Annotated in this window: 12 protein-coding genes; 3 read left to right on the top strand and 9 right to left on the bottom strand. The window is 36.7% G+C overall.

Going from position 1 to position 13,277, the window contains the following annotated elements; translation table 11 throughout:
• Positions 1-56: 56 nt before the first annotated feature.
• Genes ABF682_RS07230 through ABF682_RS07210 form a run of 5 tightly spaced genes read right to left on the bottom strand, consistent with a single transcriptional unit; the run spans position 57 to position 5,050 of the window.
• Positions 57-716: a metal ABC transporter ATP-binding protein gene (locus tag ABF682_RS07230; protein ID WP_289980492.1), complete on the bottom strand. Its 660-nt coding sequence runs from the start codon at positions 714-716 to the stop codon at positions 57-59.
• Positions 706-1,623, bottom strand: coding sequence for an iron chelate uptake ABC transporter family permease subunit (locus ABF682_RS07225; protein ID WP_289980495.1), 918 nt, complete (start codon positions 1,621-1,623; stop codon positions 706-708). Before ABF682_RS07225 ends, ABF682_RS07230 begins: the two co-directional genes overlap by 11 nt.
• On the bottom strand, positions 1,613-2,443 hold the full coding sequence (locus tag ABF682_RS07220) for an ABC transporter substrate-binding protein (protein ID WP_415619400.1): 831 nt from the start codon (positions 2,441-2,443) through the stop codon (positions 1,613-1,615). The genes ABF682_RS07225 and ABF682_RS07220 overlap by 11 nt, the downstream gene beginning before the upstream one ends.
• 37 nt (positions 2,444-2,480) lie before the next feature.
• Positions 2,481-3,305, bottom strand: a complete 825-nt coding sequence (locus ABF682_RS07215) for an NEAT domain-containing protein (protein ID WP_415619399.1) — start codon at positions 3,303-3,305, stop codon at positions 2,481-2,483.
• A complete protein-coding gene (locus ABF682_RS07210; protein WP_415619398.1) occupies positions 3,302-5,050 on the bottom strand; it encodes an LPXTG cell wall anchor domain-containing protein in 1,749 nt (582 codons plus the stop codon). The genes ABF682_RS07215 and ABF682_RS07210 overlap by 4 nt, the downstream gene beginning before the upstream one ends.
• A 283-nt stretch (positions 5,051-5,333) precedes the next feature.
• Between ABF682_RS07210 and ABF682_RS07205 the strand changes: the two genes are divergently transcribed.
• From ABF682_RS07205 to ABF682_RS07195, 3 genes are read left to right on the top strand one after another with little or no spacing between them, the layout of a single operon-like run.
• The gene (locus ABF682_RS07205) at positions 5,334-5,954 is read left to right on the top strand and encodes a TetR/AcrR family transcriptional regulator (protein WP_289980504.1); all 621 of its coding nucleotides are present in this window, start codon (positions 5,334-5,336) and stop codon (positions 5,952-5,954) included.
• Positions 5,955-5,977: 23 nt separating this feature from the next.
• Complete coding sequence (locus ABF682_RS07200) at positions 5,978-7,705, top strand: ABC transporter ATP-binding protein (RefSeq protein WP_415619397.1); 1,728 nt, start codon at positions 5,978-5,980, stop codon at positions 7,703-7,705.
• Positions 7,705-9,549: an ABC transporter ATP-binding protein gene (locus ABF682_RS07195; protein ID WP_415619396.1), complete on the top strand. Its 1,845-nt coding sequence runs from the start codon at positions 7,705-7,707 to the stop codon at positions 9,547-9,549. The genes ABF682_RS07200 and ABF682_RS07195 overlap by 1 nt, the downstream gene beginning before the upstream one ends.
• A 131-nt stretch (positions 9,550-9,680) precedes the next feature.
• On the opposite strand, the gene ABF682_RS07190 is transcribed toward ABF682_RS07195, so the two are convergent.
• From ABF682_RS07190 to ABF682_RS07175, 4 genes are all read right to left on the bottom strand, one after another.
• A complete protein-coding gene (locus tag ABF682_RS07190; protein WP_289981285.1) occupies positions 9,681-10,010 on the bottom strand; it encodes an AzlD domain-containing protein in 330 nt (109 codons plus the stop codon).
• Positions 9,997-10,704, bottom strand: coding sequence for an AzlC family ABC transporter permease (locus ABF682_RS07185; protein ID WP_289981286.1), 708 nt, complete (start codon positions 10,702-10,704; stop codon positions 9,997-9,999). Before ABF682_RS07185 ends, ABF682_RS07190 begins: the two co-directional genes overlap by 14 nt.
• A gap of 27 nt (positions 10,705-10,731) precedes the next feature.
• The gene (locus ABF682_RS07180; protein ID WP_289981288.1) at positions 10,732-12,012 is read right to left on the bottom strand and encodes an O-acetylhomoserine aminocarboxypropyltransferase/cysteine synthase family protein; all 1,281 of its coding nucleotides are present in this window, start codon (positions 12,010-12,012) and stop codon (positions 10,732-10,734) included.
• A 98-nt stretch (positions 12,013-12,110) separates the two neighbouring features.
• The gene (locus tag ABF682_RS07175) at positions 12,111-13,241 is read right to left on the bottom strand and encodes a 5-methyltetrahydropteroyltriglutamate--homocysteine S-methyltransferase (protein WP_415619395.1); all 1,131 of its coding nucleotides are present in this window, start codon (positions 13,239-13,241) and stop codon (positions 12,111-12,113) included.
• Between the last annotated feature and the right edge of the window lie 36 nt (positions 13,242-13,277).

The raw sequence follows: 13,277 nt of genomic DNA, 5'->3' as shown, positions 1-13,277 counted from the left end.
TCAGAATCATACAATCCACACGTGACCCTTATTTTTTGAGATTGAAATAACCTCCATTAATTAATACTATCTATTTCCAAATAATGCAAAATATTTTCAAGTATTAATATTTTGTCTGTTTTTCCAGTAACTAGCTTTTCAGGTGTCAAAAACCAAACATACTCACTGCATCTTCGTGCAAACTCTATATCGTGCAAGCTTATCAGAAATGTTCTTCCTCTTGACTTTTCTTGTACCAACATTCTGTAAAAAACTTGTTGATACTTGACATCTAAATATGTTAAAGGCTCATCTAACAATAATATTCTTGCTGGTTGTAAAAATGCATATGCTAGCCAGACTCTTTGCTGTTGTCCACCAGAAAGGCTGTTAATATCATTATTTAATAATTTGGTTAATCCAAGTTTAGCAATAATTTGATTATGTTGCTTTATATCAGATTCTGCTTTTTCCAAATGTGTAATTTCAAGTAACTGCTTAACTGTCATATAATCATAGACTTCACTTCTTTGCGGTAAATAAAATAAACTGTCATTTTCTAGCTTGATTTTCCCAGTTGTAGGTTTCATCAGGTGCGCCAACATTAACATTAGCGTTGTTTTTCCACTACCATTAGGTCCAAGTATTGTTGTTACATTATGTCTAACTATTTCCCCAGTTATCTTGCTAAAAACTTTTTTTGAACCATAAGATGCCTCTAACTCTTCAAATTGCACGTGACCACCTCATCAATAACATTAAGAATGCAGGTGCTAATAATACCAGTAAAACTGCATTCGTAGGTAATTCCGTTGGATAAAAAATAAAATGTGCAACCGTGTCTGCCAGAAGTACATCTAGAATACTAAAAACAATAACAAATGGTACTCTTGCAGCTATCCCTAAATGAGTATATTCACGAATCAGTTGATTAACTACTACTCCTGCAAAAAAAACAGTTCCTAACACAGCTGTCACTGCACCTAATAAACCTGCCGCAATTAATTGTAAACTCAAAGCTACTTTGGCTTCATCGATTCCCAGTTGCTTAGTTTGTAATTCAGGTAAGGCAAAATAATCCAAATATCTGCTGTTCTTTTGCCAGAAAACAATTGCGACTAAAGTAATCAAGGCCAGCCAGCCAACATCTAGCCACGTGACATTTGCCAGACTTTTCCCAGCCCAACCACTGCTTTCAGTCAAGATAGTTGTGAGTGCATTAAAAAACATTGCCAGACAAAAACCACCTATAATCAAGAACAAAACACGATTATGATATTTAAAAATACTGCTGCGTAGCAATAATAAACACAATATTCCAGCCACTGCTCCAATCAAGACACGATAAATCAGTGAAGCTGGTATTAAAACCGTTATTAATGCAATTGTTAATTCCGAACCACTTGCAATTCCTATCATTGAACCATCAAGGTATGGTTGTCGCAGTGTTGCTGCTAACAATACTGCGCTTAGACCTATTGCTAATCCCGTTCCAAGTTCAAATATTAATCTTGGCAGCCTTAATTGAATAATAATTAATTGCCAGTCACTTTGACTTTCTATCTTATATATTAATTGAAACAATGCTAAGAAAATACAACCTGAGAACATTAATCCAAAACTTAACTTTTGCTTATTCGTCAATCTGATTAAGCCACCTTTTTACTTGCTGATATGTCTGTCTAACTTTCAAATTGGCTGTCGGTGAAAATTTTGGTGCTTTTACATCATAAACATGATTTTCTTTAACTGCTTTCAAATCCTTATATGGACTTTGTTTAAAAGTTGTTATAAAAGCTGCCTTCACTTGTTTAGGCATTGCATGTGCCAATCGAATAACGATATCTGGATCAGCTTGTGCAATTGCTTCACTGCTTGCCGTAGTATAAAGTGAGGTCGAACTTGCGCCTACTACCTCACCACCAGCTCTTTTGACCAAATCACCCAAATAAGTTTTTGCGTTCATTACTAAAAAGCTGCCGCCAGGCATTCCCATTAGTATCAAAACTTTGGGTTTCTTAATTCTGCTGACATTCTTTATCTTTATTCGTGCAAGCAACTCCTGTGCATCTTTTTGCCGATCATACTTCCTACCCAAATATTCAATACTCTTTACCAAGTTACCATAATTTTGAAAGTTTAAGGATTTCATGCCTATTTTTTGTTCTTTTAACTTACTTTGATACTCATCTGTCAGTTCAGAGTCTACATAGACTATCTCTGGTTTTGCTTTCAGTAAATTCTCCCAATTAATACTCACATGATTGCCCACACGCATAATATTCTGGTATCTCTGAGGTACCTTTTGAAGACTGCTGTCACTTGGAACACCAACTAACTTCATTTTTAAATGTGCAAAAACCTCTGTAATAGCGACCGTTGTTGCTACTATTCTGGGCTGCTTTTCAGATACTTGACTACTTTTTTTCTTCTGGCTGAAGTACACCAAACCAAGAGCCATCATCAAGATAATAATACTTAAAATAACCTGCTTTATTTTCCTAGATCTTATAATGGCGAATCAACCCCCATACTCCAACACCGCCGCCAATTAATATTGCTGTTATTGAAAATCCGAGCATGCTCTTATTGCTGCTTTTGCTTTTATTATTATTGTTTTCTTTTTTATTATTCTTAGTTTTACTTTTTTTACTATTACTGGCTTTATTACTATTTTTTTTATTACTGCTTTCTGTTTTACTAGTTTTTTTGCTTGTACTCTGACTAGCTGTACTTGAAGTAGAAACAGAAGATGATGTTGAACTAGTAGCTGTTGCTGTGGTCGAACTAGAATTACTTGCAGCTACAGTTTTGGTTGTTGAACTACTGGTTTTATTAGAACTCATCACAGTTTCTTGCTGACTGCTTGAAGACGAACTACTAGCAAGCGCCGGAATGCTTGCAGCATCTAGTAATAAAGTAAAACCGTACGTATGATGATAATCCATGCTATCAATGTCAACCTTCATATTACCTGTCATTGACTGCTTCACCGACTTGGTAGTGAAAGAAAAGGTGTAGTAATCTGCGTTTCCAGAAGTACTTTTGCTGACTTGTGGTCCCTGACCATTAATATTTAAAATTTGTACAGGAAATGAACCTAAATCATGACTTGTTTTAATCGTAATGCTAACATTATATTGCGTTTGCCCGACTGAAATGGTTGCTGGTTTTACAAAGTATGCATCCGCAATAGATGTCTGCGTTGTGCCATATTTTTCAATCGTATAGCTAGCCTGATATGAAGAAGCAGACACTTCACTTGTTTTTATGAAGAAGGCCAAAAAGAAAGTTCCTGCAACTAATAATAAATATTTAATTTTCATTTGCGAAATCTCCCAACACTAAGAAGCGTTCCTCCTAATCCAATTGCAGTAATAAGTGCTAGAACACCTAAGATTGAAGCATAAGAGTAGTTTGCCTCGCCTGTCTGCGGAAGAGTTGATTTACTACTTTGTTTTGCAGGACTATCAGCACTTGCAGAACTACTACTTACATCTGCAGCAACAGCCAGTGTTGGTGCGGTTACATCTTCAATATCTTTTGTTGTCGTTGTAGTTTTAGCACTGTCACTAGTTGTTGCTTCATCTGTTCCCTCAGTAATACTTTTAATAACTGCCAATGCCTGAACATTGTGAGTAAACAGATTTGGAATTGTGTAAGACACACCTATCAAAATCTTGTTACCAACTTTTAGATCAGCAGCTTTTTCTTTACTCAAAACTCCAGTCCACGTCCCGCTAGTTGCATTCGCTGAGGTAACATTTTTGGTCATCTCTACCCCATTGAATGTTACTTTCGTCATATAATTCATCATTTTGTTTTGTGTAATTGTCACCGTCGCTGTTCCATTACTATTTTTTTGAATCTTAATCGCATCAGACCAGATACCATCTGTTTGAATCATCGAAAGTTCATTTAAATCTTTGCCTTCAGCATCTGCTTGGTGATATTCAACGTTTGCCACACTGGTTTCTACTTCAGAACTTGAACTCGCAGAACTTGAACCTGTAGAACTTGAACCTGTGGAACTTGAACCTGTGGAACTTGAATCTGTGGAACTTGAATCTGTGGAACTCGAATCTGTGGAACTTGAATCTGTGGAACTTGAATCTGTAGAACTCGAATCTGTGGAATCTGTATTTGTTGCAGCTTCTGCTTCAGCAACCGTTACTAAAGAGTCAGCTTTAACCAAACTTTTACTATTGATCACAACCACTGCATCAACTGTATGCGTAAAATTAATGCTTGCGACTGTATATGTCATATTGGCTACTATTTTATTTCCATTTGAAATTTTTTTCACAGTTGCAGCTGGAATCGTTGCAGTCCACGTTCCACTTGTTGCATCACTTGTATTAACATGCTTATCCATCTGTACACCATCAAACGATAAATTCGTCATATAATCCATCATACTTTGTTGTGTCAAAGTTAATTCAGCCGTTCCATCGCCTTTTAATTGGTAAGTAATATTGTCACTCCAAATAGAATTTTCTTGTATCATGGATGCTTCCCCTGAATCACCATCTAAAGCTGTTTCCTCATACTTATTGTACTCAACAGCTAGCGCATATTCACCTGGTTGATCAATTGTATCTGGAACACCACTGTTAATCTTTACGTAAAAATCATGATTTCCCTTATATGTGCCTGAGTTATAAGTAATATTTGATAAATATGTATCACCATTAATCAACTTTATAGCTTCTTGCGGTGACAAGTTAACACTCCAAGTACCTGTGCTACCTTCACTTTTTTCAACTAACGAGTGTCCATTAAAAGTTGCTGAAGTCATCACTGACATCATCGACTTTTGAGTAAAAACCAACTTTGCTTGATTACTTGAATTAACAACTAATTGTGCTGATGTATCCCAAAAACTATTCATTGCAGTAGAAGATTGAGTTGCATCTTCATCAGAATAATATCCTACATCCAATGTATATGTTCCTGTTGGCAAAACTTTCTCTATACTATCCGTACTTGCAGCATGAGCTTGCACAGTTCCACAAGCTAGAGCAAAAAATGCAACCGCTAACATTATGACTAACTTAAATCTTCTTTTCATGTATATTCCCCCTAGTCTTTAATTGAGAATCAATATCAATTAAGTTGTTTTAATTTTAGCACACTCTTAGAAATATTCAATAAAAAACCAAAAAAAATTTATGTAGATGAGAAAGTTTATTAGTGCACAATATTTATTACATTAGATTCTTTAAAAATAATATAAATTATCCGTCTGTTTTTAATCTTTCTTATTATTTTGGGGTTATTCTTGTTTTTTCTTTTCAGATAAACTATAATGACACATTGTCACATGACAAGTCGTCATAAAGGAGAAAACGATAATGCCCAAGGATACTTTTTTCAATCTTGCTCCCGAAAAAAAAGCAAGGTTGTTCGCTGCAATTAGTCATGAATTTTCAAGAAAGAGTTTTGATGATTCTGCAATCAGTGAGATCATTGAACTTGCAGGTATTCCTAGAGGAAGCTTTTATCAATATTTTGCCGATAAATTAGATTGCTATCTCTACTTTGTCGGACAAATCCAGAATGAACAAAATACACTTTATCTAACTATTTTAGAGAAGACTAGTGGGGATTTGTTCGAAGCATCCAAGCAATTTTTCAAGGCAAGCATTACGGACGTATTAGAAGGAAGTCACTCTGAATTTTATCAAACAATGATTGAAGCTCATGATTTTCGTCTTCAAAGAGCACTAGGGCATGGAAATATGCATCAATTAATTCAGAAACTATATGCACAAACTGATCTCTCGCTCTTACGAATCAACTCATTTGAAGAATTTCGCGATTTAGTTAGTTTGATGTTGAATATTTTCTTTAAATCTGTTGGTAGTTACTTTCACAATCATTCAAAAAAAGACTCGCTTTCTGTCGCTACTGTTCAAGAAAGTTGCCTTAAAATGCTTTCTTGGCTCCAATACGGAGTTGTAAAAATAAATTGATTTAGATGTTATGGAGGTCACTTATGTATAAAATAGTTCGCAATCGTTTGGAAACATGGCCCGTTTTAGCCGCCGCATTTTTTATGATTATTCAGGTTTTTTGCAATCTTAATTTGCCAACACTCACTTCTGATATGATCAACAAAGGTGTAGCCACTGGCAACACGACCTATATTTGGCATACTGGTGCAAAAATGTTGGGTATCACACTAATTGGGATCTTAGCCTCGGCTGGAAATGTCTTTTTTGCAGCAACACAAGCCCAAAAACTTGGTACTAAACTGCGGAATGTATTATTTGAAAAAGTTCTTAATTTCGGAAATCATGAGGTTGATAAATTTGGGGCTTCCTCACTCACAACAAGAACAACAAACGATGTACTACAAATTCAAAATGTGACAGTTATGATTTTACGAATGATGCTTCAAGCACCCGCAATGTTAATTGGCGGAATTATAATGGCCTATTTAAGTGAAAAGAAACTCACAATTGTTTTCCTTATATCTCTGCCGTTATTAGCAATTGCAATCGGAATTGTCATGTCCTTTGCTGGACCATTATTCAGCAGCTTGCAAAACAAAATCGACCGAATTAATCTTGTTTTTCGTGAAGGACTAACTGGCGTCCGTGTTGTCCGAGCTTTTCGACAAGACACTTTCGAACAAAATCGTTTTAAAGATGCAAATAAGTCCTATACAAATACGGCTATTAAAGCATTCAGCTTGGTATCTTTGATGTTCCCAATTATGACATTAATTCTAAACGGAACAAACATTGGAATTATCTGGATTGGAGCTAACTTAGTTGCCAAACAGTCAATGGAAATTGGAAATTTAGTATCATTTATGACCTATGCTGCAATGATTTTATTCAGCTTTATGATGCTCTCAATGGTTTTTGTATTTATTCCCAGAGCGCAAGCTGCAGCTGTTCGTATTCAAGAAGTTCTAGACACAGAATATTCAATTAAAGAAAAGACACATCCTGTCTCCTTGAGTGATTCTGAACTCTCGCTTTCCTTTAAAGATGTTGCTTTTCGTTATGCTCACGCTGAACGCCGTGCACTTGAATCAATTAGTTTTAACTTACATCCAAGTGAAACACTCGCAATCATTGGTGGAACCGGCGCAGGTAAGTCAACTTTAATAAATCTGATTCCAAGATTATATGATATTGAAGCTGGACAGATTAGTCTTAATGGAACTGATATTTCCACATTGTCTCAGAATCGGCTCCATGAACAGATAGCATTCGTTCAGCAAAGGGCTTTCTTATTCAAGGGTACAATTCGGAGCAACTTACAGGTTGGAAAACCAGATGCGACTGAAGATGAAATGTGGCATGCACTTGAAATAGCACAAGCATCCAAATTCGTCAATGAACTTGATAAAGGGTTGGATTCCATCGTTGAACATAATGGAGCCAACTTCTCAGGTGGACAGCGCCAGCGTCTTGCAATTGCCCGTGCAATCATCAAACAAGCTGCGATTTATATCTTCGATGATTCGTTCTCTGCGCTTGACTTTAAGACAGATGCAAACCTGCGCAAGGCACTATCTAACGATGCAAAAATCGGTCAGAGCATCGTTATTATCGTTGCTCAGAGAATTGCAACAGTCACCACAGCTAATCAAATCATCGTTCTTGATGAAGGCAAAAATATTGGTCATGGAACACATGCTGAATTGAAAGAAAGTAACTCTACCTACCAAGAAATTATTAAGTCACAGTTGAAAGGAGAGGACATCTAATGGCTAATCATGGACCAGCAAGTAACATCGGTAAAACAACAGAAAAACCAAAGAATTTTTGGCAGACTACATGGCGTCTGTGCAAGTACATGGCACCTTGGAAATGGTTCTTATTCGTCGTTATTGCATTTGCGGTCGGCTCTGTTATTTTCCAGATTATTTCGCCCAAGATTTTAGGCGAAGCAACTACCGCTATTTTCAATGGTCTCTTAAAGGGATATAAAGAGATAAAAGCTGGACAGCATCTTAGTTCTCTTCCAATCGACTTTACAAAGATAAAAACTATTTTACTAACTGTCGGAATTATGTATATTTTCTCAGCTGCCCTGTCTTTTTTCCAACAGCTGATTATGGCCAATATTTCACAAAAAATTGTTTTCCGACTCCGCCAAGATCTTAAGTCGAAATTGCAAAGACTGCCAATTGTATATTATGATACTCACTCCAATGGTGATATCATGTCTCGTGCGATTAACGACATGGACAATATTGCTGGAACGTTGCAACAAAGTCTCGCGCAAATTGTCACGAGTGCCGTCACTTTTGTTGGCGTCTTATTCATGATGCTTTCAATCAGTTGGGAGATGACTTTGATTGCTTGTATTACCGTTCCACTTGGTATACTCGTTATTTCTCTAGTCGCCCCACGGTCACAAAAATATTTTGCAGCACAGCAAAAGAGCTTGGGTTTACTTAATGATCAAATCGAAGAAAGTTTTTCTGGACACACGGTTGTTAAAACCTTCAACAAGGAAAAATCAAGTATTAAAACGTTTAAAGAACAAAATGATACTTATTACCGTTCTTCATGGAAAGCCCAATTCATTTCTGGACTAATTATGCCTCTCATGAACTTTGTTTCTAATATTGGATATGTCTTTGTAGCTGTTGTAGGTGGCTTAAAAGTAGCAAATGGACAAATTACACTTGGAAATATTCAAGCCTTCTTACAATACGTCAACCAGTTCACTCAGCCAATCACACAACTTGCTAATTTGGCCAACACTATTCAAGCGACTGTTGCATCTGCTGAGCGCATCTTCCAAGTATTAGACGAAGAAGAAATGAAAGATACTAGCGTTGCAATAACAGATGAAACACAGAATATCGCGAAGATTAAGTTCGAACATGTCGATTTCGGCTACAATAACAGTGAAATCTTAATTAAAGATATGAATCTTGCAGTCAAACCCGGGGAAAAGGTTGCAATTGTTGGTCCAACTGGTGCTGGTAAAACTACTCTAATTAATCTGCTAGAACGCTTCTATGACATTAAGAATGGCTCACTTAAACTTGATGGACGTGATATCAGAAATCTAACACGTGAACAAGTCCGTGCGCATTTTGCGATGGTTTTACAAGATACGTGGCTTTTTACGGGTTCGATTTACGATAATATCAAATATGGGCGAGAAGATGCTGTGGAAGAAGAAGTCTATCAAGCTGCTAAAGCTGCCCATGCTGATATGTTCATTCGACAATTACCTAATGGTTACCAAACAATCCTGAATGAAGAAGCTTCGAACATCTCCCAGGGGCAGCGCCAGCTCTTGACGATTGCCCGCGCCTTCTTAGCAAATCCAGATATTTTGATTTTGGACGAAGCAACTAGCTCGGTTGACACCCGAACCGAAATTCTTATTCAAAAAGCAATGGCACGTTTACTTAATAATCGTACTAGTTTTGTAGTTGCACATCGACTTTCTACAATTCGCGATGCTGATAGTATCTTAGTAATGAATCATGGGTCGATTATTGAGACTGGAAATCATGACTCATTAATGAAGCAAAATGGATTCTATGCTGATTTATACAATAGTCAATTTACCGTTCCCGTTGATTAGTTCTACTAAAAATAAAAAAGAGCTGTAATAATTTGTGACGACTCTAAAAAATTAGTTTTCTAGTCTAATTCTTTAGAAATCATCTTCCAATTATTGCAGCTTTTTTGTATAGGTACTTATTTCTTTTAAAACTATATCTCAAGTGTCCGGATGAACGCTAAAGAGACAACTCCTACAATTACAATTACCAAAAGGCTCTTGGTTAAAAGTGCACTTAAAATCGTTGGCACCGAGGCCGCTAAATTTTCAATATTTAGACTTGGCAGCTGACCTAGATGTTGAATAAATAAACTTTCAAACCATAGTGCAGACATTATTGTAAGTGGGACAAAGCTCAAAAAACTCACCATTTTATCGTTCAACTTATATTTTTTCAAAATTACTAAAGGAAAGACTTTAGACAACCAGACCACAAAACCGGAACATATAATAATCTTAAATACATAATCAAAAGAATACATTTTTCATGATCACTCCAAACAAGCAGCCCAAAACTGTTACTAGTAAAATCAATATGTTTGCAGAAACAAAAATCAATCCAATATAGATTGTAAACAGCGTGAATAAAATAACCAGTATTTGCAGTCCCAACTTAATTTCTCTCTCGCTGATGATTTGCAAACACAATAGTCCAATGAACATTGCAACTAAAGCAAAATCCAATCCAAATTTCTGAGGTGTTCCCACATAGTCACCTATTAAAGCTCCAATAAGTGAAGCAATTGCCCACGTAAAATATGCTATCAAATTACTGATGTTGAGCCAGTCGAAATTTAATCTTTTTTTGGTATAATTAATTTTATTCATGCTTAATACATATGTTTCATCGGTTAGCAGTGAACCCAATAATATATTTTTAAGGATTGACTCTTGTTCTAAATAGGGTGCGACTGACATACTGATTAAAATCATTCTTGCATTGACTAGAAATGTTGCCAAAATAATTGGTAATAGCTCACTATGACTAATAATCATGCCAATTATCACGAATTGAACTGAGCCGCCATACGTTATCATCGACATCAATAAAACTTCCAACACGGTCAATCCAGAGGCCCTGCCAACGATTCCAACAGTTATTCCGATGCCAACGTAACCAAGAACGGTAGGCAAAGTTTCAATAATTCCCCGTCTTCTTGTTAACTGACTATTCAATCTTCCAGCCTTTCATTCTCATAAGCATTATTCAATCTTATCTAATGCTTGTTTAAGATCTGCAATCAAATCTTCGGCGTTCTCAATTCCAATTGAGATTCTAATCAAATCTGGCGTAATTCCTGCTTGCAACAACTCATCCTTGTTCAACTGTGCATGGGTTGTCGATGCTGGATGAATAATTAATGACTTCGCATCCCCGACATTAGCCAGTAAAGAAAAAATCTCAAGACCTTCAATTAATTCTTTCCCTGCTTTTTCCCCACCTGTCAATCCAAGAGTAAAAATAGAACCTACACCATTTGGAAAATCACGTTTTGCTAATTCTTTATACTTATTATCGGCTAACTCTGGATACTTAATCCAAGATACCTTCGGATGTGCTTGTAAAAATCCAATGATCTTCCTAGTATTTGCAACATGCCGTTCTACCCGCAACGATAACGTTTCTAACCCTTGGAGCAATAGAAATGAGTTGAATGGACTAATGGCTGCTCCTGTATCACGTAGCCCTTCAGCACGAACCTTTGTAGTAAATGCCCCTCCGATTAAATCAGCAAAGACTAAGCCATTGTATTGTGGATCTGGTGTAGTAAATTCTGGATATCGTCCACTCTTTTGATAATCAAACTTGTCATTTTCTACAATTATTCCGCCCATAGCTGTTCCATGTCCACCAATAAATTTGGTTGCAGATTCAACCACGATATCTGCCCCATGATCAAGTGGACGATATAAGTATGGTGAAGCAAAAGTATTATCAGAAATAACTAAAATTCCATGTTCATGCGCAATCTTCGCAATTGCTTCAAGGTCTATGAGGTTAATATCCGGATTACCAATTGTCTCAACATAAATTACTTTTGTATGCTCATTTATTTTTTCTGCAAAATTATTTGAATCATCTGAATCCACAAAGTGTGTTTTAATCCCTAATTTGGGTAAGGTCACATTAAATAGATTATAAGTTCCACCATAAATTGTACTTGCTGAAATAATCTCATCACCTTGACCCGCGACATTAGTAATTGCTGCTGTAATCGCTGCCGCACCCGTCGCTAATGTCACACCGCCAGTTCCATTTTCTAATTCTGCCACACGCTCGTCAACAACTGCTGTCGTCGGATTAGTCAAACGATTATAGATATTGCCAGGATCTTGAAGGGCAAAACGTGCAGCTGCTTGGGCCGCATCTTTAAATACATATGATGTTGTCTGGTATATGGGTACAGCGCGCGCCCCAGTTTCGTCAACTTTCTGTCCAGCATGTACCTGCAGTGTTTCGAAATGCAGTTGTTGTTTTGTCATAGTAAATTCCTCCTGTTTTAATTATCTTTTTTAACTAAAATATAACAAACTTAAAATTTATTTGAGCTCCACTTGCCTTTTTGCGCTCATTCCATATATCATTTCCAAATCTGCTTTGCTGTATCAACTACCAGCTTAATTTTGGCCCATTGCTGCTCCTGTGTTAGCTTGTTTCCTTCTTCAGTTGAAGCAAAACCACATTGCGTGCTTAACTGTAAATGTTCTAGCGTTACATACTGTGCGGCTTCATTTACCCTGGCAATTAGTGATTCCGGTGACTCAAGCGCTGGATGTTTACTTGTTACTAATCCTAAAACAACATCCTTTCCTGCTGGAACCTTGGCTAATGGTGCGAAGTCTCCCGAACGATTGTCATCAAACTCAAGATAAAAGGCTGCAACATCTTCTTTTGCAAACAGATAATCCGCAACCGGTGCATATCCACCAGAAGCAGCCCATGTTGAATGATAATTTCCTCGGCAGACATGCGTACTGATTCTTAAATCATCTGGAAGGTTTACCAATGCTGCATTATTAACCGCTAGATATGTCTTTTGAATTGCTTGCCGGTCTAGACCCTCGCTCGCACGCGTTGCCCAATAGTGATTATCAACCACCATGCCCCATGTACAATCATCCAACTTTATATCCCGACAACCTTCGTCGTATAATGCGAGAATTAATTCACGATATGCTTTTCCAATATCAGCAATTAATTCATCATCTGTTTGATAAAATTGTCTTAAGGACTTAGTATTCTCCTCATCTCGTACAAGCTCTGAATAAAATTGAGCAGGTGCTGGAATACTTTGTCGTGCAATTATTCCATTGTCATTTTCAACCAACTCTTTTAGAAACTTGTAGGCGCGTAAATCTGGATGATCCGTACCAAATTTTATCTTACCAATAACTCTTGCAGAATCTGCTCTGGTTTCTTCATCATGAAATAAATATCCATGACTAGGTATGACATGCTCAATCCCCTCAAATCCCCAAAAGGTATCTAGGTGCCAATAACTTCTTCTAAATTCACCATCTGTTACAATCTTCAAGCCACTTTCTTTTTCTTTTTCCACTAATTCCCTAATTAAATTATCCTCAATTACCTGTAATTCTTTTGCAGTGATTTCCTTGTTATTGAATTTCTCGCGAGCCTTCTTTAGTTCATCAGGTCTCAAAAAACTCCCCACAATATCATAATGTATTTTTGTAACCGTTGAATTAACCATAATTAAAATCCACCTTCCATTGATTCAGAAATAGTC

The sequence above is a fragment of the Liquorilactobacillus sp. genome, assembly GCF_047719775.1.
Classification (GTDB): Bacteria; Bacillota; Bacilli; order Lactobacillales; family Lactobacillaceae; genus Liquorilactobacillus.
This window is presented reverse-complemented; position numbering and strand designations above follow the sequence as displayed.